This window comes from Yoonia sp. 2307UL14-13, assembly GCF_037572755.1.
In the GTDB taxonomy this organism is placed as follows: domain Bacteria; phylum Pseudomonadota; class Alphaproteobacteria; order Rhodobacterales; family Rhodobacteraceae; genus Yoonia.
In genome coordinates this window covers 201009-222397 of sequence record NZ_JBBIFZ010000003.1, presented here as the reverse complement: position 1 = coordinate 222397, position 21389 = coordinate 201009, and the positions used below count along the sequence as shown (strand labels likewise).

The following is a 21389-nucleotide window of genomic DNA, read 5'->3' as shown; positions in this document are numbered from 1 at the left end:
AACAAGCTGTGCCCAGTTAAACCAGCTAACAAGACTTTATAAAGACGCTACATCAATCCTGACGTTTATAGCAGTGGCGCAATCACTTCGCTCATTCTACCGCGGGCTGCGTTTGGCCAAGATCCGCTGCAATGTCCGCCGGTGCATCGACAGCCGCCGCGCTGTCTCGGACACGTTGCGGTCGCACAGTTCATAGACCCGCTGGATATGTTCCCAGCGCACGCGGTCCGCGCTCATTGGATTTTCGGGTGGTGGGGGCAATTCGTCTTTGCGCGCCAGCAGCGCGTTTGTCACGTCGGTCGCGTCAGCAGGTTTGGACAGGTAATCGGTCGCCCCGATCTTGACGGCCGCGACGGCGGTTGCGATGGCACCGTAACCGGTCAGAACCACAATCCGGCTTTCCGGGCGGCGCGTGCGCAGCGTTTCAACCACGTCGAGCCCGTTACCGTCTTCGAGCCGCAGATCGACCACCGCATAGGCCGGAGGCCGCGCCGTTGCGATCGCCTGGCCCGCCGCGACCGACCCCGCAGTCTCGACCGCAAAGCCCCGTTTTTCCATCGCCTTGGCCAGGCGCCGCAAGAACGCTTCGTCGTCGTCAACCAGTAGAAGGCTTTTGTCTTCGCCCAGCTCCAGCGATTCGATATTCATCTTCGGTCCTTCGATATTGTCCCAAGACAGGTAGGTCTGTCAGTTGAGGGGTCAATATGATCAGGATGCCGCGATGTAGCAGGCCGTTTTCTCGGCCATTTCCTCGGCAGAAGTGGGCTGTTTGAAGAATTCCACGAAACCCTGGTCGGGCATTACCAGATAGGTAAAGGTCGAGTGCGCGACGAGGTAGAATTCAGGATCGTCGTCAGCCTTGTTGTAATATGTCTTGTATGCCTTGGACGCTGCGGCGACCTGTTCTTCGGACCCGGTGAGCCCGATCATTTTAGGGTGGAAGTTGTCCGCATAGTCGCGCACCACATCGACCGTATCGCGCGCCGGGTCGATCGAGATAAAGACCGGTGTGACGCTCATCCCCTGTTCGGCAAGGATATCGACAGCGGCGGCATTTCGTGCGGAATCGAGCGGGCACACATCCGGGCAGAAGGTGTAGCCGAAATAGACCAGCGTAGGTTCGGTGATAACATCTTGGTCCGTGACGGTTTCGCCGGTTTCGCTGACCAGCTCGAACGGTCCACCGATATCGCCACCGGCGATTGCCGTCGCGCCGCAAGGGTGATCCCCGCCGCCCAGTTGCGTCATGGCGTAAGTGGCGCCCAATCCGCCGACAACGGCGACTGTCGCGGCGATGGCGATGTATTTCGACATATCGGTCCCCTTTTCGATCCTCTACATCAGCGATTCAGCCGGTAACTGCAATCATCCAACTTGCCGCATGTTCGCAGCCTTGCCGATGCCGCTTTGCTTTCGGGTCATATGCGATAGGTTTTGACGCACAAAGGGCCAAAAAGGGCGGGCGAAATCACATGTCTGTGTCCGAATTCGATATGTTCCGGGACCAGCAGCGCAGCAACTGGGTGCGTCTACGGACCCTTGTCACGCTGCGCTGGTTTGCGGCGGTCGGGCAGGCGGTCGCGATTTTTGTGGCCGTGCAGGTCTATGGTTTGCAGTTGCAGGTCGGATTGGCCGCGATGGTCATCGGCGCGTCGATCGTCGCCAACGTTGTGTCGAGTTTCGTCTATCCCGAAAACAAGCGCCTGTCCGAACGTGCCGCGTCGTTGTGGCTGGTTTTTGATATCGTGCAGTTGAGCCTTTTGTTGTTCCTGACCGGTGGTCTGAACAACCCTTTCGCGATGCTGGTGCTGGCGCCCGTCACCATCGCCGCGACCGTTCTGCATTTGCGCAGCACCGTTTTTCTGGGCCTGACCGCAATTATCCTGATTACGGCGATCAGTCGCTATAGCCTGCCTATCGAAACGTCACAGGGCGCTGTGTTGTCGCTCCCTCTTCTGTTTCAGTTCGGGTTCTGGGTCGCCCTGTTGATCGGCGTCGTCTTTCTGGCCATCTATGCCCGCCAGGTCACCACCGAGATGCATGCGATGGGTGAAGCGTTGCTGGCTACCCAGTTGGCCCTGGCCCGCGAACAGAAGCTGACCGATCTGGGGGGTGTCGTGGCGGCGACCGCGCATGAGCTGGGCACGCCCCTGGCCACGATCAAGCTGGTCGGCAGCGAATTGATGGAGGAATTGGAGAACCACCCTGAACTGCGCGAAGATGCAGCCCTGATCCGCGACCAGGCAGATCGCTGCCGCGATATCCTGCATTCGATGGGCCGGGTCGGCAAGGACGATGTGCATCTGCGCCACGCACCGTTCGAGACCGTGGTGAAAGAAGCGGCCGAACCACATATGGATCGTGGCAAGGTTGTTATTTTCGACATCGCCCCTGAAGAGGGCACCGATATGGCACAGCCGACCATCGCCAGGCGTCCGGAGATCATTCATGGCTTGCGGAACCTGATCCAAAACGCCGTCGATTTCTCGGTCAGCCGGGTGCAGATCGATGTGCGTTGGTCGTCGGACGCCATCACCGTCCGCATCGCCGATGATGGACCAGGCTTTCCCCCATCGGTCATCGGCCGGATCGGTGATCCTTATGTGCGCAGGCGGCGGCTGAACGAGGACGGCGTCAGGCGGCCGGGATATCAGGGGATGGGGTTGGGCCTGTTCATCGCCAAGACATTGCTGGAGCGGTCGGGGGCGAAATTGACCTTTGGCAATAGCCGCCGCCATGGCCATGCCAGCTGGTCCGGCCAGGCGACGGGCGGTGCCATCGTCACCGTGCGGTGGCCGAAATCGGCCTTTCCTATTCCAAGGGAAACGCAGACGGGCGCACTGGGCGACAATGTCCCGCACGATCCATGGCCGAGGGCCTGATCGCGGCTTAACCCGAGATTAACCTAGCTAGGCGATGGTGACCCCCGAGTCGTATGGGGCAACAAGATGGGCACCGATTGGATTGATTATGCGCTGTTCGCCGTGGTCGCGGCCCTTGCTGCATGTCTGATATCGATGAAAACGCGCCGCCGTTTTGGGGTCGACACATCTGTTTCCGTGGATGGCGAACATACTGACCCGGTTTTCCTGTTCGCTGGAAAGACCCTGCGTGATGCGACGCAAGATGCCATGACCCTGATCGCGCCGCATATAGATCACATGGGTGCCTATGAGGCGATGATACATGTCTTTGGCCGCTACTTCGTGGACCTGCACGATGTTCTGGATCATCCATTCGATGGTACCCGGCGATTGACGGGTCCTGACGGGCTGTCGATGGAGATCAACCGCGACAAGGATCAACTGCGCATCGTGATCCACGGTGCGCAATCGCCAGACGTCACCCATCCCGCCGATTTGGCCGCGCACGATCTGCGCCTGTCGGAACTGACGATGCTGCGTGATCTGACGCAGCATACGCCACAACTGATCTGGCAAGAGGATCTGAGCGGGCGTCTGATCTGGGCCAATCATGCCTATCTGGCGTTTTGCGACACCCTGCGCGAGGAAAGGCCCGATCAGGCCGCGACCTGGCCCAATCGGCCGATTTTGCCTGACCTGCACGAGGCCTCGTTCGGGGCGAAACCGACGACACGGCGCGTTTCGGTCCCCCTGCCTGACAAACAGGCCGAACAATGGTTCGACGTGACCAGCATGCGCCGGGGTGATCACCTGCTGCATTTCGCCAACGACGCCAATACGATCGTGCGTGCGGATCAGGAACGGCACAAATTCGTCCAGACGATGACGATGACATTTGCGCAGCTATCGATCGGCCTGGCCATCTTTGACAGGCGGCGGCAGCTGACGACGTTCAATCCGGCCCTGCTGGACATGACGAACCTGCCCATCGACTTTCTAAGCGCGCGGCCGACGGTGGATGCGGTTCTGGATCGCTTGCGCGAATCCCGGATGCTGCCCGAACCCAAGAATTATACGACCTGGCGCGAACAGTTCACGGCGCTGGAGCGCGCGGCGAAAAACGGCAATTATTCCGAGACCTGGAATTTACCGGATGGACAGACCTATCGCGTCACCGGTCGCCCCCATCCAGACGGTGCCATCGCGTTCCTGTTCGAGGATATCAGCGCCGAGATGTCGCTGACCCGCCGCTTTCGATCCGATATCGAAACGGCGCAGGCGGTCTTCGACACGCTGCCCGAACCGATTGCCGTCTTTTCAAGCGCCGGCACCATGGTGATGTCGAACAAGGCCTATGCCGATACATGGGGTCCAGTGGCCGAGGACAGCATTGCGCCGCACGAATTGCAAAGCGCCATTCACATTTGGCAGGATCGTTGCACGCCGACGCCGATGTGGGCCGATCTGCGGGCGTTCGTGCATATGGTCGGTCCGCGCAAGCCCTGGTCGGACAGCGCGATCATGGATAACGGTCGCCGGATCGATTGTGCCGCTCATCCGATCACGGGCGGTATGACGATGGTGAAATTCACCTTGGCGGCGCAGTCCAGCCCAGTCATCCGCAAACTGACGCGCCCCGATCAAAGCATGGCCATCGCCAAGCGCTGATTGCCCTTGCAAGTGGGCCAAGGGCCGGGTGATAGTCTTTGACCATGCCGACCCGCACGCATCATTTTCACCTGCAGACCGAAGCGGATACCCAGGAACTCGCCGCACGGATTGCACCCCTGTTGGCACCGGGCGACACACTGTTGTTGGAGGGCGATATCGGGGCGGGGAAATCCGCCTTTGCCCGCGCATTGATCCGTGCCCGTTTGGGCCGGGTGGAGGATGTTCCGTCGCCCACGTTCACGATTGTGCAGACTTATGAGGCGCCGGATGGCGATATCTGGCATTGTGACCTTTATCGTCTGACGCATCCTGATGAGGCGTTGGAACTGGGGTTGGATGAGGCATTCGAGACTGCGATCTGCCTGATCGAGTGGCCGGACCGGTTGGATGATGCCGTACCGGACGGCGCGCTGATGCTGAAATTCCGGGCTGACGAAACTGCACATGAAATGACCATAGTGATGGATGACGTCTGGGATGCGAGACTGGAGTCTGTTCGTGTCTGACCGTGCAGCCGAGATCGGACGGTTTCTGGCCCCGACTGTCTGGGCAGAGTGGGAGAACGTGCCGATTGCAGGCGATGCCTCGGCCCGCCGGTACGGGCGACTTTGCCACGCGGGCCAAAGCGTCATCCTGATGGATGATCCGTCGGCGCCGCAGTCGACTGTGCCTTTTGTTAACGTAGCCCGGTATCTGCAGCGTGAGGGCCTTTGCCCGCCACATATTCTGGCGCATGATCCGGATGCCGGGCTGATGGTGATTTCGGACCTCGGCGATTGGGATTTCGCACGTTGGCTCCGGCGGTCGCCCGACGACGCCGAAATGCTTTATCGGGCAGCAATCGATGTGTTGCTGCACCTGTCAGGCAAAGTGCCGGATATGGATCTGCCGTGCCTGACGCCCGCACAGGGCGGCGCGATGATGGCACCTTTGTCGCATTATGCGGATGGGTCGATCGACGATCTGGCTGCGGCGGTCACCGCGGCGATGGTAGCCCTGCTACCGCCGCCCGACACCATCGCCCTGCGCGATTTTCACGCGGAGAACCTGATCTGGCGGCCCGATCACGTGGGGACGGATCGTGTGGGCCTGCTGGATTTTCAGGATGCTTTCATCACGCCGCCGGGTTATGATCTGGTATCGCTTTTGCGCGATGTGCGGCGGGATGTTTCGGTGGATTTGGTTGACAGGATGACACAATATTTTGCGGATCGCGCGGGTATCGGACACGAGATCGGCCCGCAACTGGCCTGTCTGGGCGTGCAACGTAATTTGCGTATCCTCGGTGTTTTCGCCCGGCTGGCGCGCGTGGATGGCAAACGCCGTTATATCGAACTGATCCCGCGCGTTTGGCGCAATCTGCTGGCCGATCTTGCCCATCCGGCGCTGGGGGGTGTCAAGGCGCAGGTGGACCGGGTTTTACCCGCACCCGAACCTTCGTTTCTGGACACGCTGCGCGCATGACCGTCCCGATCCTGCTATTTGCCGCGGGTCTGGGCACGCGGATGGGTGCGCTGACTGCGGATCGACCAAAGCCGCTGATACAGGCCGCTGGACAGCCATTGATCGATCACGCGCTGGCTTTGACCGATCTGCCTGATATTGGACCGCGCGTGGTCAATGTGCATGCCAAGGCGCAGATGATCCGGGATCATCTTGCGGGCACCGATGCTCTGATCTCGGACGAAACCGACTTGTTGCTGGAAACCGGCGGTGGGCTGCGCAAAGCGATGCCTTTGCTGGGCGGCAGCCCGGTGATCACGATGAATACCGATGCGGTCTGGCGTGGGCCGAACCCCATTTCGATGCTGGTCGCACATTGGCGGGACGACATGGAGGCGCTGCTGTTGGTCGTGCCGCAAACCCGCGTGCGCGGCCATCCGGGCAAGGGCGATTTTCAGGTCGGACCGGATGGGCGGCTGGAACGCGCGCCGGGTGACATCTATTCCGGTGTGCAGATGATCCGGACCGATGCTTTGGTCGCTGTGCCCGATGAAAAGTTTTCAATGAATGTGATCTGGGATCAAATCGCCGCCCGCGGTCGCCTTTATGGTGTCCGTTACACGGGCGAGTGGTGCGATGTCGGGCAACCATCGAGCATTCCGCTCGCCGAGGCGATGTTGGATGTTTGAGCCCAAGGACGGGCCCCGCGTCTTTGGCTTGCCGCCGGGGGCGGACTATGCTCCGGCGCTGGTCGATGGGATCATCACACGGATTGCCGGACAGCCCCCCGAGATATTGGCGCGGACTGAAATTTACGTGAACACAGCCCGGATGCAGCGCCGCGTGCGTGCGGTGTTCGATGCCGGTCCGGCCCGGTTGCTACCACGTGTGCGACTTGTCACCGATCTGGCCCGTGATCCGGTCGCCACGCATATTCCGCCGCCCGTTTCCCCTTTGCGACGCCGATTGGAGATCTCGCAATTCGTGGCAAAGCTGCTTGAGCGAGAGCCCGATCTGGCCCCACGTGCAGCGCTTTATGATCTGTCGGACAGTCTGGCAACCCTGATGGACGAGATGCAGGGCGAAGGCGTATCGCCCGATGTGATTGCCGGATTGGATGTGACCGATCAGTCGGGGCATTGGGATCGGGCATTGAGGTTCCTCAATATCATCGCGCGCTATTTCGGCGATGATGTCGAACCCGATCAGGAGGCGCGGCAACGGGCCGTTGTCTTAGCTAAGGCTAACGCATGGGCCGAGAACCCCCCGAGACATCCGGTGATTGTCGCGGGCTCCACCGGATCACGGGGCGCGACGGCATTGTTCATGCAGGCTGTCGCAGGGTTGCCGCAAGGTGCCGTGGTTTTGCCGGGTTTCGATTTCGACCTGCCAAGCGCGGTTTGGCATGCGATGGAGGATGAGGATCATCCGCAATTCCGGTTCCGGCGGCTGATGGCATTGATGGGATTTGACAGTGGCGACGTGATGCCGTGGGCCGATGCGGCGCCTGTGGCCCCGGCCCGCAATCGTTTGATCTCGCTTTCGCTGCGCCCCGCGCCGGTGACCAGCCAATGGCTGGATGAAGGGCCCGATCTGGGCGATCTGGTGGACGCGACCGCGGATATGACGCTGGTCGAAGCGGCGTCGCCCCGGGCCGAGGCGGAAACGATCGCGTTGCGCATGCGGCAAGCGGTCGATGACGGGATCACGGTGGCGCTGATTTCGCCCGATCGGATGCTAACCCGGCAGGTGACGGCGGCGCTGGACCGGTGGGGGATCACTCCGGATGACAGCGCAGGCGTGCCGCTGGCCTTGTCTCCGCCGGGTCGCTTGCTGCGCCATGTGGCGAGTCTGATAGATGCGCCTTTGACGGGTGAGGCGCTGTTGACCGTGTTGAAGCATCCGCTGTGTCATTCGGGTGGTGAGGATCGCGGGCCGCATCTGCGCCATACGCGAGAATTGGAGTTGTATCTGCGCCGCAAGGGGGCTGCATTTCCGGATGCCGATCTGCTGCGGGTATGGGCTGAGAAGGAGGAGGGCCGTGAGCGTTGGGTTAATTGGGTGGTGGCGACCTTTTTTGGGAATGAGCAATCCGGTGATCGGTCTTTGGCGGAACATTTGCAAGCGCATCTGGCCCTTGCAGAAAGGATAGGTGCAAGGCCTGGTGGACACGAGTCGGGCGGCCTTTGGGACGCCGCTGCCGGTCGTGAGGCACGCCGGATTTGCGACGGCTTGACCGAACACGCGGATGCTGGCGGTGTGCTGTCGCCCCATGATTATGCAGCCTTGTTCGGCGCCGTTTTGGCGGACGGGACAGTGCGCGACCGCGACAAGGGCCATCCACAAGTCCTGATCTGGGGGACGCTCGAGGCGCGGGTGCAGGGTGCCGACCTGACCATTCTTGGCGGTATGAATGACGGTGTCTGGCCCGAGGCCGCCCCGCCTGATCCCTGGCTGAACCGTAAGATGCGGGCGGAGGCCGGGCTGCTCCTGCCCGAGCGACGGATCGGACTGTCGGCGCATGATTATCAGCAGGCTATCGCTGGCCAGAAAGTGTGGATCACACGGTCGAAACGCTCGGCCGATGCGGAAACGGTACCATCCCGTTGGGTGAACCGGCTGACCAATCTGCTGAGCGGGCTGCCTGCCCAGCGCGGGCCAGAGGCTTTGGCGGCGATGCGCGAAAGAGGCGCGCGGTGGGAAGCGATGGCGGCAGGATTGGCGCGACCCGTAGCCCCGGTATCGTCGGCACAGCGCCCGTCACCCTGTCCGCCGACTGGGGCCCGACCAACGCAGCTGTCCGTCACGCAAATCAAGACATTGATCCGCGATCCGTTCGCGATCTATGCCCGAAAGGTGCTGCGTCTCGATCCGCTTGATCCGCTGGTGCCCCACGCCGATGCACCGCTGCGCGGAATCATCGTGCATGCCGTGTTGGAGCAGTTCATCAAAGAAGGTCACGATCCGACAGATCGCGCCGCGTTCATGCGGATCGTGCGGGAACGGTTCACGGCGGATTGCCCATGGCCCGCGATCCGGGCGCAATGGATCGCGCGGATGGAGGCGATCGCCGATCCGTTCCTGACGGCAGAGGCAGCGCGGCAGGCGAAGGCCCCGGTGCGTCGCGTGGAGCTGAAGGGTGAGATCGACGTGGTGCCGACAGGGGTGACGTTGACCTGCAAGGCGGACCGGATCGATCTGACGCCCGGAGATACGGCGCTGATCTATGATTACAAGTCGGGCGGCGTACCAAGCGGACCACAGCAGGAGAATTTCGATAAGCAGCTCCTGCTCGAGGCGGCGATGGTCGTACGCGGCGGCTTTCCCGATCTGGGCCCGCGTTCCGTGGATGGGGCGGCGTTTCTGGGGATCAACAAGGAAATGAAGGTGTCAGAGGCGCCGCTGCAAAAGCAGCCGCCGGATGAGGTTTGGGCACGATTGATCGAACTGTTCCGGATCTGGCAACGGGTCGATCGGGGATACACGGCGCGGTTGGCCCCATTCATGACCGATTATGCCAGCCCGTATGACCATCTGTCCCGCTATGGTGAGTGGGAGACGAGCGATCGGGCGGTGCCCCAGGTGCTGCGGTGATCCGCGATGCGGCCTCGCAGCGGCAGGTCGATGCTGCTGATCCGGGTACGTCCACGTGGCTGTCGGCGAATGCCGGGTCGGGTAAGACTCGGGTTTTGACCGATCGGGTGGCGCGGTTATTGTTGGAAGGCGTGTCACCGCAGAATATCCTGTGCCTGACCTATACCAAGGCCGCGGCGGCAGAGATGCAGAACCGTTTGTTCAAGCGGTTGGGTGCGTGGGCGATGATGGAAGATGCGCCGCTGCGCGAGGACCTGCGCAAGCTGGGCGTTGATCGGGCGATTGATGCGGTGCAACTGCGCGAGGCCCGGACGTTGTTTGCCCGCGCGATCGAGACGCCGGGTGGGTTGAAGATCCAGACCATCCATTCGTTTTGCGCGGCGGTCCTGCGTCGCTTTCCGCTAGAGGCCGGGGTCAGCCCGCAATTCCGCGAGATGGAAGATCGCGAAGCGGAATTCTTGCGGGCCGACGTGATGGATGCGTTGGTGGAGGGGGCAGATACGGAGGCCGTTCATGAGGTCATGGCGCGGTTTACCGGGGCAGATTTTGGCACTCTGACGGCTGAGGTGGCGCAGAAGCGGGCGGCGCTGTCGCAGGACGTGGACCGCGCTGCGGTATGTGCATTGGTCGATGTGGACCCGGCGCTGACAATGGCGGGGTTGGTGGCTGATGTCTTTGATGCGGATGCGATGACGCAGATCGTCGCGCTGCGCCACGCATGTGCAGCGGGTAGCAAAAACGATGCCAAAGCCGCCGCAACGTTGCTGCAAATCATTTCAGACCGACCGCCCAGCGCCGACGACCTCATCATTCTGGAAAATGTCTTTTTGACGGGCGAGGGCGCGAAAGAACCGTTCACGGCGAAAATCGGGACGTTCCCGACCAAATCCACCCGCGAAAAGCACCCTGATCTGATAGAGGCCATCGCACCGCTGATGATGAAGGTGCAGGAGGCGCGCGATGACAGGCTGGCGTTGGAGGCGGTTGATCGGACGATGGCCATTTACCATTTTGGTCGAGCATTCAACCGGGCCTATGAGGCGGCCAAGCTGGCGCGAGGATTGCTGGATTACGATGACCTGATCCTCAAGACCAAGGCCCTTTTGACCGATCGGGCGGTTGCTGCTTGGGTGCTGTTCCGCCTCGATGGCGGGATCGACCATATGCTGGTGGACGAGGCGCAGGACACCAGTCCGACGCAGTGGGCAGTAATCCGGCAGCTGGCGGCGGAATTCGCGGCTGGGGAAGGGGCGCGGGCCGATAAGGACCGCACGATTTTTGTGGTCGGTGACAAGAAGCAGTCGATTTATTCGTTTCAGGGCGCGGACCCCGCTGCGTTCGATGACATGCATGAACACTTCAAAGATTCGCACAAGGCCATTGGCAAGGCGTTCGAGACGACATCGCTGGATTACTCTTTTCGGTCGTCGCAGGCGATCCTGTCGGTCGTCGATGCGACCTTTGTGGGCGACCGCGGCGCAGGGATGGATGATGACCTGACCCATATCGCCTTTTACGACACGATGCCCGGGCGAGTCGATTTGTGGCCTGTGATCGAAAAACCCGCGGCAGAGGAAAAACCACCGTGGTATGCGCCGGTCGATACCCCAAGCCCGACCAATCACAACGTGCTGATGGCGGAACGGGTCGCGGCGCAGATCGGACATATCATCACGCATGAAAAGCTACCGGTCGAAAAGGACGGTGCATGGGTCGGGCGTCCGACTACCGAAGGTGACATTCTGATTCTTGTCCAGCGCCGGTCGGAATTGTTCGCTGAAATCATTCGCGCATGCAAGGCGGCAGGGCTGAACATCGCTGGGGCCGACCGGCTGCGCGTCGGAGCGGAACTGGCGGTGAAAGACCTCGCCGCGCTGCTGCGGTTTCTGGCTTTGCCCGAAGATGATCTGTCGCTTGCCGCCGTGTTGCGGTCGCCGTTGTTCGGATGGTCACAGCAGGACCTGTTCACTTTGGCCCATCACCGGCCCGAGAAGGGTTATCTCTGGCCCGCCTTGCGCGATGGCGACTATCCCGACACCCGCGCTGTCCTTGATGATCTGCGGCGCCAGGCGGACTTTCTGCGCCCCTATGACCTGATCGAGCGTATCCTGACCCGCCATGATGGACGCCGTAAGTTATTGGCCCGACTTGGACCCGAGGCAGAGGATGGCATCGATGCATTGCTGACGCAGGCGCTGGCGTATGAAAGCAGTGATGTACCCAGCCTGACCGGCTTTCTGACATGGATGGAAACCGATGATCTGGAAATCAAGCGCCAGATGGACAATCAGGGCGACCGGATCCGGGTGATGACCGTACACGGGGCCAAGGGTCTGGAAGCGCCGATCGTCATTCTACCGGACGCGGCCAAGCGCGATATCCGGGTCCGGCAGGAATTGCTGCCTGCCGGGAAGCATGTGATCTGGAAAACCCCGGCGAAGGAGTCGGCCCCGGCGGTATCGGCCTTGCGTGATCAGGTGATCGCCGCTGAGGCGCGTGAACGGATGCGCTTGTTATATGTTGCCATGACCCGCGCCGAGAAATGGCTTATCGTGGGCGCAGCGGGTGATGTGGGGGACGGTAACGATAGTTGGTACAATATCATCGCTGACGGGATGCGGCAGCGCGGGGATTTCGATGCAAAGGTGGGTGATCTGCCAATGCGGCGTGTGGCACATCTGGGATGGGATGATTTGCCGGTTCTGGAAACGGTGGACACGTCTGTGCCGGTTGCGCCTTCCCCTGACTTTGGCCCGTTGCCCGCAGTGACCAGGACCGGCACCATCGCGCCATCAGAGTTACCCGGGCCCAAGGTTCTGCCGGGCGATCCGGCGGGCGAGGATTTAGAGGCCGCGCTGACGCGGGGGGCGTTGATCCATCGGCTGTTAGAGCATTTGCCCGGCGTGCCCTTTGACCGTCGCGCCGAACTGGGGCGCCGGCTGGAGGCGGATGAAGAATTGGTGGCCGAGGTTATGGCTCTGATCGATACACGGGCATTGGCAGCGCTATGGGACAACGCCGCCTTGACCGAGGTGGATATTACAGCGGATATCATGGGTTTGGGTCGCATTCATGGTGCGATCGATCGTCTGATCATTACCGATGATCGGGTTCTGGCCATCGACTACAAATCAAACCGTCTTGTGCCCCCCAACGCCAATGCGACCCCTCTTGGCGTTTTACGCCAGATGGCCGTCTATCAGGCTGCGTTGGCCGATATTTACCCCGATCGTGAAGTCGAGATCGCGATCTTGTGGACCCATGACGGGACGCTGATGCCGATCCCGCGGGAGGTGCTTCACGAAGCACTGAACTCTGTTACGCATCCTTGACCCGGGCGCTTGCCGCACATACTTTCGGCATCCAACCGATTTGCCAAGGAGCTGCCATATGGCCACCGTCGCCGTTACCGATGAAACCTTTGACGCCGAAGTGCGCCAATCCGACATCCCCGTCGTCGTTGACTTCTGGGCCGAGTGGTGTGGCCCCTGCAAACAGATCGGCCCGGCATTGGAAGAACTGTCGGAAGAAATGGCGGGCAAGGTGAAGATCGTCAAAGTCAACGTTGACGAGAACCCGAATTCACCCGCGCAGATGGGTGTGCGCGGCATTCCGGCGCTGTTCATGTTCAAGGACGGTCAGGTCGTGTCGAACAAGACCGGTGCTGCACCCAAGGCTGCATTGCAGGGTTGGATCGAAGAAGCCGTCTGATCAAGGCGAAACTTCCGAACAAGGGCGTCCAGACGGACGCCCTTTTCATATGGGCCAGCCGTGGCTGCGCAACGTCGTGGCGATCCTGTCCGTTGCTTCGGGACGCCCCGCATTGATGGCCTGCATCTGCAGGAACCAGAACAGGTAGGCCGCGTAGTCCGGCTGGTGATCCGCAATCATGTCGAAGGCCCGTTGCGCGCCGACCGTTTCCACGCTCAACGCGATGTGGTGAAAGTCCGTTTTCCCAAACAGGATCAGCGGTTTATCCAGAAAAAACCCCATGAACCCGACGCTGGAATTCTGCGTCACGATGTAGTCGCAATGGGCAAGCAAGTATTCCGACCCGCTGCTTTCCAGCCGCAGGCGCGGATGTTGATCAAGCAGGTCCTGCAGCGCCTGCTGTTCGGTCGCGCTGTAAGTTTCGGACGGGTGCAGGGTGGCAATCACCCGGCGGGTCGGATCACAGCGCAGGACAGTTTCGATCATCTTGATCGGGCTACAGATTTGGAAGGACCGATGCGTCAGCAATCGCCCCTGTAACGGCACATGGATAAATCCGCCTTCGTGGGTGTTGACCGGTCCTCTGAACAATCGATTCCGCCAGAATCGCTGAAAATTCGCCGATTTACGCAGGTTTTGTTCGGTCGGGTCAAAGGTCGCTTTCGCAACTGGCCATTCCCAGCGCTTGCCTTGTTTTTCGATCCGCCAGAACGGATAGATATAGGTCTTGCGAAAAGTCAGGCAGCGGTCGTTGACCGGTTCTTGCATCAGGAACAGGCCGTATCCTGGGCGTGCCATGGCCCGCAGCCGGGCCGCCGTGTCATCATCGTCGAAGGCGATGTGCAGATCGGCGTTATGCACGACGTCGCTGATCTTGCTGATGAAATTGTGGTTTCCCGCTTCGGCCTGCTTGCGCAGTTTGGAATGAAGATAGAATGTGACGGTTTGGTCGTCGCGCATACGGGCGACGCTAGCCATGGCACCGCGATGCAGCAAGCCGAGTGGGGTTGTTTGCCGTTGCGGCCCCCGCCATATAGGCGGGAACAAAGCAGGAGCGGATCATGGCAAACGAAGACTTTCCCGGTTGGCACGGCACGACGATCATCGGTGTGCGCAAGGGTGGCAAGGTCGTCATCGCCGGGGATGGACAGGTAAGCCTGGGCCAGACCGTGATCAAGGGGACCGCGCGCAAGGTGCGGCGTTTGTCACCGGGTGGGCAAGACGTGATCGCCGGGTTTGCCGGCTCGACCGCCGATGCGTTTACGCTGTTGGAGCGGCTGGAGAAAAAGCTGGAGGCAACGCCCGGCCAGCTGGCACGTGCATCGGTCGAACTGGCGAAAGACTGGCGCACGGATAAGTACCTGCAAAAGCTGGAGGCGATGTTGATCGTCAGTGACGGGAAAGACCTGCTGGTTATCACCGGTGCGGGGGATGTGCTGGAGCCCGAGCATGATGTGACGGCGATCGGTTCGGGCGGGAATTATGCACTGGCTGCCGGGCGCGCAATGATGGACAGCGACCGTGATGCCGAGGCTGTTGCCCGCGAGGCCATGGCGATCGCCGCCGATATCTGTGTGTACACCAACGGCAATCTGACGGTTGAATCTTTGGGTTAACCGATCGGGGCGACCCCAAGACCGACGTTGAACCGTTCGCACCAGATCCAGACTTCGTTGTAGTCGTCGGTGTCGATGCCATCGGGCACGGTAAAACTGGACGCGCCGTTGTAGTTTTCCAACAGGCCGGACAATGTCGCTGGATCATAAGTACCATCTTTGCCCAGCGCGACCTTGGGGTCAGGTGCACCGTCGAAGGTGAAATCGTCCAGCAGGTTGATCTGGTTGCCCGCGATTTCCGCTGTGCCGGTGACCACGTGGTTATTCACCCCGGTGAACGTCCCTAGACGGCCATGGCCACCCGCGAAAACCGGAGTTGCGGTGATAGCGGCGGCAGCGGCCAGGAATGTGCGTCTGTCCATGATCGGACCTCCTATGGTTGCTGGCGATACACTACGCCGGTGCGACATTCTGGCAATCGGCTGCACGCATTTGTGAACCTGTGCGATTTGGGGCAAAAGGCGGATGCGCCCCTTGGCGCGCCGACACGCCGACCATAGGTACTGGCGAAACCAGAGGAACATCATGATCGAACGTGACGATCTGCGCGCCGCCGTCAGCAGCGGCCTTTTGACGGAAAAGCAGGCAGCGACGCTGATCAGCTTTGCCGATAGCCGCCGGGGTGCGCGCGAAAATCTGGCCGCCGGGGATGAGCCGTTTGAGTTGTTCAAAGGCTTCAACGAAATTTTCATTGTCGTTGGCCTGATAATCTTGGCATCGGGTTGGTATGGCGTCACCGGTCTGGCCGTCGGGACCGAGATCATCAACATCCAGCAATATGCGACGACCGTGTCCGTGATCAGCGCCGTCGTGCTTTGGTTGTTGTCCGAATATTTCATCCGCCACCGTCGCATGGTCGCCCCTGCGATCGCTTTGTCGATCATGTTCGCGGCCAATGCCGGGTTCGGGTTCATCGCCTACATGTTGGAACCGTTCATGATTGCGCAGGACGATTACAGCAGCATCCCGTTGCCGCTTATGCTCGCCACGATCGCATTGCTGGTTTATTGGTGGCGCTTCCGGGTGCCGTTCGCCATGGCGATGATCGCGATCGGGCTATTCGTGACGGCCACGGTCTTTACCGCCACACGCGGCGGACGGATAGAAAGTATCAGCGAATTCTTTCTGTTGTCAGCCGATGGCCCCTTTGCGTGGATCACCCTCGCGCTGGGCGTGCTGGTCTTCGCCGTGGCGATGGCGTTTGACATGAGCGACCCGCATCGCGTGACCCGTAGGTCGGCCAACGGGTTTTGGCTGCATATCGTAGCGGCGCCTGCGCTGATGAATACGATTGCGCTTTCGCTGATGGAATCCGAGGCGAATGCGCTGTTGCTCGCTGTTCTTACCGTATTCGCCATTGTGGCGATCATCATCGACCGCCGGTCTTTCCTGATCACCGCCATCGGTTATCTTGTCGCGCTGACGAATACGGTGTTCGACAATGACAGCACTGCGATGACCGTGCTGATCCTTGGAATCGTCCTGCTTTTGCTTGGTGCGTTCTGGGAACGCATCCGCGCCTTTATCCTGCGGCTGTTCGGTGGTGTTCTTCCGCTGAACCGTCTGCCACCGTCTCATGCTTAGGGAAGAATATGACTGACCTCACCCCTCGTGAAATCGTCTCGGAACTCGATCGGTTCATCATTGGCCAGAAGGATGCGAAACGCGCTGTCGCCGTCGCCCTCCGCAACCGCTGGCGGCGCAAGCAACTGGGTGATGATCTGCGGGACGAGGTGTATCCGAAGAACATCCTGATGATCGGGCCCACCGGTGTGGGCAAGACCGAGATTTCGCGGCGCCTGGCCAAGCTGGCGCGCGCACCTTTCATCAAGGTCGAGGCGACGAAGTTTACAGAGGTCGGTTATGTCGGACGTGACGTGGAACAGATCATCCGCGATCTGGTCGATACCGCGATTATCGATACACGCGAACACATGCGCGAAGACGTAAAGGCCAAGGCGCGCGAGGCCGCTGAGGACCGCGTGATCACCGCCGTTGCGGGGACCGATGCCCGCGATGCCACCCGCGAGATGTTTCGCAAGAAACTGAAAGCGGGGGAGCTGGATGACACGGTGATCGAACTGGAACTTGCCGACCATTCCAATCCGATGAGCGCCTTTGAAATCCCCGGTCAGCCCGGCGGTATGGGCGGGATGATGAACCTGGGCGATCTGTTTGGGAAAGCGATGGGCGGCAGGAAGACCAAGAAGAAAATGACTGTTGCCGACAGTTATGATGCGCTGATCGCGGATGAGGCGGACAAGCTGCTGGATGATGAGACGGTGACGAAGGCGGCAATGGAAGCGGTCGAACAGAACGGCATCGTCTTTCTGGATGAGATCGACAAGGTCTGCGCCAGCGCCGACCGGCGCGGTGCGGATGTATCACGCGAGGGGGTACAGCGCGATTTGCTGCCATTGATCGAGGGCACGACCGTGTCCACGAAGCATGGGCCGATCAAGACGGACCATATCCTGTTCATTGCGTCGGGCGCGTTTCATGTGGCGAAACCGTCGGATCTGCTGCCCGAATTGCAGGGGCGTTTGCCGATCCGCGTCGAATTGCGGGCACTGACCGAGGACGATTTCGTACGCATCCTGACCGAGACGGATAATGCGCTGACCTTGCAATATTCCGCGCTGATGAAGACCGAAGAGGTGACGGTGACCTTCGCCGAGGACGGGATCAAGTCGCTCGCCAAGATCGCGGCGGAGGTCAACGAAAGTGTCGAGAATATCGGCGCAAGGCGGCTTTACACCGTGATCGAACGGGTGTTCGAGGATCTGTCTTTCAACGCACCGGATCGGGTTGGTGACGAAATCACCATCAACGCGGATTTCGTCGAGGAACATCTGGGTGAGCTGGCGCGGTCAACGGATGTGAGCCGGTACGTGCTTTAGGGGTTTTCCATTTCTTCCGCCCAGATCATCAAGGGCGGATGAACGCCTACCTATCATTCATCCGGGACAACGCCCCCTTCCTCGCCGTCGGTGGTCTGCTGCTTTTTCTGTCCAGTTTCGGCCAAACCTTCCTGATCGCCGTCTTCGCGGGTGAAATTCGCGCAGAGTTCAACCTCAGCAATGGCGATTGGGGGCTGCTTTACATGGTGGCCACGATGGCCTCTGCCGCTGTGATGGTCTTTGCGGGCGGGCTGACGGACAGGTTTCGCGTCCGGTCGTTGGGGATCGTCGTTCTGTTGCTGCTCGCCCTGTCTTGTCTGGGGATGGCATTCAATCACAGTGTCGTTGGTCTTGTCATCATCATCTTTTGCCTGCGCCTTTTCGGGCAGGGAATGACCAGCCACACCGCCGCGACCGCCATCGCCCGATGGTTCATCGCCACACGCGGGCGGGCGCTGGCGATCGTGACCGTCGGGTTTGTGATTGCCGAGGCTGGGCTGCCGATATTGAGTGCCTGGATCAAGACCTTTGTTCCGTGGCGGCATGTTTGGGTCGGGTTTGCCTGCTTTATCCTGCTGATGCTGCCCTTGTTGTGGCGGCTCCTCCGCCTTGAACGCACGCCCCAATCGGTCGCGAAAACCGATAGCAGTCCGGGGATGGATGGGCGGCATTGGACAAGGTCACAAGCGATCCGACATCCGCTGTTCTGGACGGTTCTGCCTGCGATGACCCTCTTCCCGATGTTCGCGACGGCGTTTTGGTTTCATCAGGTCCACTTTGCAGAGATCAAGGGGTGGAGCCATGTGGCTTTGGTCGCTGTCTTCCCGCTGGGGACTTTCACCTTCATGGCTTCGACGTTTGTCTTTGGCTGGGCGATTGACCGGTTTGGGGTCAGTCGGTTGTTGCTGATTTACCTGCTGCCCTACAGCATCGCGTTCATCATCCACGCTTATGCGCCGACGATTGCGTGGGCGGCTTTGGGCGTGATCCTGATGGGGCTTGCTGGTGGTGGGCAATCGACCTTGCCGGTCACGACGTGGTCCACTTATTTCGGGACGGCGCATATCGGGTCGATCAAAGCGGTCGCGACAGCGGTGATGGTTTTAGGCTCTGCCATCGGGCCGGGTTTGTCCGGCTGGCTGATCGATGTGGGCGTGGGCTGGGAAACGCAGATGTTGATCTATGCGGCGACCTTTGTGATCGCGACGGCTGGGATGATCGTTCCCCTGCGCCGTGCTGACGCCCGGTTAGCGGCTACGGCGTAGATAGACGTAGTAAGCCCCATGCCCGCCGTGTTTCAGATGGGCGGGTGTGACCTGCAAAATGGCCTGAGATAACGGCGGCAGGGCGAGCCATTGCGGCACCTGATGCCTTAGAACGCCGTGCCGCGTGGGGATCGGACCGCCGTCATCGCGGTCTTTTCCTTTACCGGTAATCACCAAGACCAGCCGCCGCCCCACCGATTGTGACCCAAGGATAAACGCCACCAATTCCGGGTGCGCCTCGGCCAGTGTCATGCCGTGCAGATCCAGACGTGCCTCGGGCTTCAGTTTGCCGCGGGTCATCTTGCCATAGAATTTGCGATCCATATTCACCGGTGCGCGCGATAAGCGGTCCGAGATACCGGGCAGGATGTCATGGGGTTTGCGATGATCGACCGTCTGGCCAACCTTGAAGGTTGGTATCGGCTCCTTGGACGGTCTCTTTTGCTGCGGTTGCGGTAGTGGTGTGTTCACCTTCGCCGGCTCCATGGGTATGGTGCGTTCCGCCACTTTGTCCCACAACGCCCGTTCTTCCGCCGATAAATGACGCGGTTTCCGCATTACCTGCCCGTCACCAAGGTATGCGCGATCGTCTTGGGCAGCAGCACGACCATGCGACCGGAATCTTTTATTTTCCCGGCCTCGCGCCCTGCTTCGGCACCGGTGCCAAAGAAGATGTCGGCCCGCTGCGCACCCTTGATCGCCGATCCGGTATCCTGCGCGATCATCAGGCGGTTCATCGGTTCAGCCCCCTCTTTCTCAATCCAGACAGGAGCGCCAAGCGTCACGAATGCGGGGTCGACAGCGATTGTGCGGCCTTCGGTGATCGACCGGTTCATTGCCCCAAGCGGGCCGCGGTCGGCGGGTACCTCGCTGACTTCGCGAAAGAAAACATAGCTTTCATTTTCCCAAAGCAGGGCGCGGCCTTCCTTTCGGTTTTGACGCACCCAGTTGCGGATGACGGGGGCAGAGACCTGATGTGGTTCAAACTCACCCCGATCGACCAGTGCCATGCCAATGGACGAATATTCGCGACCGTTTTTCCCACCGTATCCGACCCGCATCATGGAACCATCAGGCAGACGGATGCGGCCAGACCCCTGGACCTGCAGGAAAAACAGATCGACCGGATCGGTCAGCCACGCCAGTTCGAGGTCGCGGTTGGCAAGCGGTCGATCCTCGTCGATCTCGCGGCGGGTAAAGTAGGGTTCGCCGCGCACCAGATCGTCAGGCACCGCATAGATGGGATGCTGGTAGTCATCGCCACGCACACGGGATCCCGGCAATTCCGGTTCGAAATAACCGGTGAACAGCATCGGTTCGCCGTCTTCGATCAAAACCGGAGTGAAGAACTTTTCAAAGAAATCGCGTGGGTCCGGGTCAGTTCGCAGGTAGTCGCACGTAACTTCCCACCGAATATCTCGCAAGTCTCGGCATGTGTTCTGAAAAACCTCGAGGGCGGTCTGATGATCATCAGCCGCCCAACCCTGTAGATCATCGAAAGACAATCTGGTGTAGGTCGTAGGGTTCTCTTCGGCCATCACACTGCCTGCAATCATCAAAGACAGGCCAAAGCCCGCAACCCACGCCTGGATCATTCGCCCGTGGCAACAAGCCGCCAGTTCGGATCGTCCGAGTCCATCTTGCGCGAGAAAGTCCATACATCTTTCTGGCGCTTGATCTCGGTATCGCTGCCTTCAATCACATCACCCGCATTGTCGCGAACAATCGATGTCATCTCGCTTTTAAAACGGACGGTGATGTCGGCGTCTTTGGTCTGATCGTCAAATTCGGCCGTGACGATATTGATGTCGCTGATGCCGATAAAGTTCGCCTCGATCGTCAGGCCATTGCGCTGGCGTTCATCAACGACGGTTGCAAAGGCTTCGTACACATCTTCCGAGATAAAAGGCACGATTTCGTCCAGCTCGCCTTTTTCAAAGGCCATCAGGATCATCTCATACGCGCCCCGTGCACCACCAAGAAATTCGCCGACGCTGAACGACGGATCAATGCGCTTCATCTCTGCAAAGGCCTTGGCAGCCGGTGAGTCTTCGGCCACGTGATCGGTGATGTCGAGATCCGGCCCACCTTCGATCACATCGAATTCCGGCTTGGCCCGCCGTGCGGGATCGGGCCGCGTGACGGCGGGTTTTTCATATCCTTCGCGCGTTCCCAATACGCCGCGAAGGCGCAAAATCAGGAAGACGGCGATGCCAGCAAGAACCAAAAGCTGGATAATCGGAGAGTTCATCAGGACCTCATCAAGGGGGTGGCATGGTATTTCACCAGTCGCACCTTATGTAGGTCAGGGGGTGGGGCGAGTCC

General features: G+C 60.2%; 19 protein-coding genes. 12 read left to right on the top strand and 7 right to left on the bottom strand.

Annotation, left to right across the window (positions count from 1 at the left end):
- Positions 1-96: 96 nt before the first annotated feature.
- Both V8J85_RS10630 and V8J85_RS10625 read right to left on the bottom strand, forming a co-directional pair.
- The gene (locus tag V8J85_RS10630; protein WP_339953711.1) at positions 97-648 is read right to left on the bottom strand and encodes an ActR/PrrA/RegA family redox response regulator transcription factor; all 552 of its coding nucleotides are present in this window, start codon (positions 646-648) and stop codon (positions 97-99) included.
- A gap of 60 nt (positions 649-708) precedes the next feature.
- Complete coding sequence (locus tag V8J85_RS10625; protein ID WP_339953710.1) at positions 709-1314, bottom strand: SCO family protein; 606 nt, start codon at positions 1312-1314, stop codon at positions 709-711.
- 158 nt (positions 1315-1472) lie between these two features.
- Here V8J85_RS10625 and regB point away from each other — a divergent pair, with 158 nt between their 5' ends.
- The 8 genes from regB to trxA all read left to right on the top strand — a co-directional run bounded on the left by regB (position 1473) and on the right by trxA (position 13283).
- Positions 1473-2882 (top strand): sensor histidine kinase RegB, encoded by a 1410-nt coding sequence (gene regB / locus V8J85_RS10620; protein ID WP_339953709.1) that lies wholly within the window; start codon positions 1473-1475, stop codon positions 2880-2882.
- Positions 2883-2948: 66 nt separating this feature from the next.
- Positions 2949-4532: a PAS-domain containing protein gene (locus V8J85_RS10615; RefSeq protein ID WP_339953708.1), complete on the top strand. Its 1584-nt coding sequence runs from the start codon at positions 2949-2951 to the stop codon at positions 4530-4532.
- A gap of 44 nt (positions 4533-4576) precedes the next feature.
- The gene (tsaE, locus tag V8J85_RS10610; protein WP_339953707.1) at positions 4577-5041 is read left to right on the top strand and encodes a tRNA (adenosine(37)-N6)-threonylcarbamoyltransferase complex ATPase subunit type 1 TsaE; all 465 of its coding nucleotides are present in this window, start codon (positions 4577-4579) and stop codon (positions 5039-5041) included.
- Complete coding sequence (locus V8J85_RS10605; protein ID WP_339953706.1) at positions 5034-5999, top strand: aminoglycoside phosphotransferase family protein; 966 nt, start codon at positions 5034-5036, stop codon at positions 5997-5999. Before tsaE ends, V8J85_RS10605 begins: the two co-directional genes overlap by 8 nt.
- Positions 5996-6667, top strand: coding sequence for a nucleotidyltransferase family protein (locus V8J85_RS10600; RefSeq protein ID WP_339953705.1), 672 nt, complete (start codon positions 5996-5998; stop codon positions 6665-6667). The genes V8J85_RS10605 and V8J85_RS10600 overlap by 4 nt, the downstream gene beginning before the upstream one ends.
- Entirely contained in the window at positions 6660-9572 is a 2913-nt protein-coding gene (addB, locus tag V8J85_RS10595; protein WP_339953704.1) for a double-strand break repair protein AddB, read from the top strand. The genes V8J85_RS10600 and addB overlap by 8 nt, the downstream gene beginning before the upstream one ends.
- Positions 9569-12904 carry a double-strand break repair helicase AddA gene (addA, locus tag V8J85_RS10590; protein ID WP_339953703.1) on the top strand — a complete coding sequence of 1112 codons (3336 nt, stop codon included), beginning with the start codon at positions 9569-9571 and terminating at the stop codon, positions 12902-12904. The genes addB and addA overlap by 4 nt, the downstream gene beginning before the upstream one ends.
- Positions 12905-12962: 58 nt before the next feature.
- The gene (trxA, locus tag V8J85_RS10585) at positions 12963-13283 is read left to right on the top strand and encodes a thioredoxin (protein ID WP_339953702.1); all 321 of its coding nucleotides are present in this window, start codon (positions 12963-12965) and stop codon (positions 13281-13283) included.
- 45 nt (positions 13284-13328) lie between these two features.
- Here trxA and V8J85_RS10580 read toward each other — a convergent pair whose 3' ends face one another.
- Complete coding sequence (locus tag V8J85_RS10580; RefSeq protein ID WP_339953701.1) at positions 13329-14261, bottom strand: capsular polysaccharide export protein, LipB/KpsS family; 933 nt, start codon at positions 14259-14261, stop codon at positions 13329-13331.
- Between the two features lie 83 nt (positions 14262-14344).
- Between V8J85_RS10580 and hslV the strand changes: the two genes are divergently transcribed.
- The gene (gene hslV / locus V8J85_RS10575; protein ID WP_339953700.1) at positions 14345-14899 is read left to right on the top strand and encodes an ATP-dependent protease subunit HslV; all 555 of its coding nucleotides are present in this window, start codon (positions 14345-14347) and stop codon (positions 14897-14899) included.
- On the opposite strand, the gene V8J85_RS10570 is transcribed toward hslV, so the two are convergent.
- Positions 14896-15261 carry a DM13 domain-containing protein gene (locus V8J85_RS10570; RefSeq protein WP_339953699.1) on the bottom strand — a complete coding sequence of 122 codons (366 nt, stop codon included), beginning with the start codon at positions 15259-15261 and terminating at the stop codon, positions 14896-14898. The two genes, hslV and V8J85_RS10570, sit on opposite strands and share 4 nt — an antisense overlap.
- A gap of 163 nt (positions 15262-15424) precedes the next feature.
- Here V8J85_RS10570 and V8J85_RS10565 point away from each other — a divergent pair, with 163 nt between their 5' ends.
- From V8J85_RS10565 to V8J85_RS10555, 3 genes are read left to right on the top strand one after another with little or no spacing between them, the layout of a single operon-like run.
- Positions 15425-16483: a hypothetical protein gene (locus tag V8J85_RS10565; protein WP_339953698.1), complete on the top strand. Its 1059-nt coding sequence runs from the start codon at positions 15425-15427 to the stop codon at positions 16481-16483.
- 8 nt (positions 16484-16491) lie between these two features.
- Positions 16492-17799 carry an ATP-dependent protease ATPase subunit HslU gene (gene hslU / locus V8J85_RS10560; protein ID WP_339953697.1) on the top strand — a complete coding sequence of 436 codons (1308 nt, stop codon included), beginning with the start codon at positions 16492-16494 and terminating at the stop codon, positions 17797-17799.
- A 38-nt stretch (positions 17800-17837) separates the two neighbouring features.
- Positions 17838-19064, top strand: a complete 1227-nt coding sequence (locus tag V8J85_RS10555; RefSeq protein ID WP_339953696.1) for an MFS transporter — start codon at positions 17838-17840, stop codon at positions 19062-19064.
- On the opposite strand, the gene V8J85_RS10550 is transcribed toward V8J85_RS10555, so the two are convergent.
- From V8J85_RS10550 to V8J85_RS10540, 3 genes are read right to left on the bottom strand one after another with little or no spacing between them, the layout of a single operon-like run.
- On the bottom strand, positions 19047-19622 hold the full coding sequence (locus V8J85_RS10550) for a Smr/MutS family protein (protein WP_339953695.1): 576 nt from the start codon (positions 19620-19622) through the stop codon (positions 19047-19049). The genes V8J85_RS10555 and V8J85_RS10550 overlap by 18 nt on opposite strands.
- On the bottom strand, positions 19622-20659 hold the full coding sequence (gene mltA / locus V8J85_RS10545) for a murein transglycosylase A (RefSeq protein ID WP_445285893.1): 1038 nt from the start codon (positions 20657-20659) through the stop codon (positions 19622-19624). Before mltA ends, V8J85_RS10550 begins: the two co-directional genes overlap by 1 nt.
- On the bottom strand, positions 20656-21315 hold the full coding sequence (locus tag V8J85_RS10540; protein WP_339953694.1) for a Tim44/TimA family putative adaptor protein: 660 nt from the start codon (positions 21313-21315) through the stop codon (positions 20656-20658). The genes mltA and V8J85_RS10540 overlap by 4 nt, the downstream gene beginning before the upstream one ends.
- Between the last annotated feature and the right edge of the window lie 74 nt (positions 21316-21389).

Bases quoted from the DNA above. Each gene is read 5' to 3' on its own strand.
- regB (WP_339953709.1), top strand. From the start codon at position 1,473: ATGTCTGTGTCCGAATTCGATATGTTCCGGGACCAGCAGCGCAGCAAC.
- V8J85_RS10630 (WP_339953711.1), bottom strand. From the start codon at position 648: ATGAATATCGAATCGCTGGAGCTGGGCGAAGACAAAAGCCTTCTACTG.
- hslU (WP_339953697.1), top strand. From the start codon at position 16,492: ATGACTGACCTCACCCCTCGTGAAATCGTCTCGGAACTCGATCGGTTC.
- V8J85_RS10550 (WP_339953695.1), bottom strand. From the start codon at position 19,622: ATGCGGAAACCGCGTCATTTATCGGCGGAAGAACGGGCGTTGTGGGAC.
- V8J85_RS10555 (WP_339953696.1), top strand. From the start codon at position 17,838: ATGAACGCCTACCTATCATTCATCCGGGACAACGCCCCCTTCCTCGCC.
- V8J85_RS10570 (WP_339953699.1), bottom strand. From the start codon at position 15,261: ATGGACAGACGCACATTCCTGGCCGCTGCCGCCGCTATCACCGCAACT.
- V8J85_RS10540 (WP_339953694.1), bottom strand. From the start codon at position 21,315: ATGAACTCTCCGATTATCCAGCTTTTGGTTCTTGCTGGCATCGCCGTC.
- V8J85_RS10625 (WP_339953710.1), bottom strand. From the start codon at position 1,314: ATGTCGAAATACATCGCCATCGCCGCGACAGTCGCCGTTGTCGGCGGA.
- tsaE (WP_339953707.1), top strand. From the start codon at position 4,577: ATGCCGACCCGCACGCATCATTTTCACCTGCAGACCGAAGCGGATACC.
- V8J85_RS10600 (WP_339953705.1), top strand. From the start codon at position 5,996: ATGACCGTCCCGATCCTGCTATTTGCCGCGGGTCTGGGCACGCGGATG.
- trxA (WP_339953702.1), top strand. From the start codon at position 12,963: ATGGCCACCGTCGCCGTTACCGATGAAACCTTTGACGCCGAAGTGCGC.
- mltA (WP_445285893.1), bottom strand. From the start codon at position 20,659: ATGATCCAGGCGTGGGTTGCGGGCTTTGGCCTGTCTTTGATGATTGCA.
- V8J85_RS10580 (WP_339953701.1), bottom strand. From the start codon at position 14,261: ATGGCTAGCGTCGCCCGTATGCGCGACGACCAAACCGTCACATTCTAT.
- hslV (WP_339953700.1), top strand. From the start codon at position 14,345: ATGGCAAACGAAGACTTTCCCGGTTGGCACGGCACGACGATCATCGGT.
- addB (WP_339953704.1), top strand. From the start codon at position 6,660: ATGTTTGAGCCCAAGGACGGGCCCCGCGTCTTTGGCTTGCCGCCGGGG.
- V8J85_RS10615 (WP_339953708.1), top strand. From the start codon at position 2,949: ATGGGCACCGATTGGATTGATTATGCGCTGTTCGCCGTGGTCGCGGCC.
- V8J85_RS10565 (WP_339953698.1), top strand. From the start codon at position 15,425: ATGATCGAACGTGACGATCTGCGCGCCGCCGTCAGCAGCGGCCTTTTG.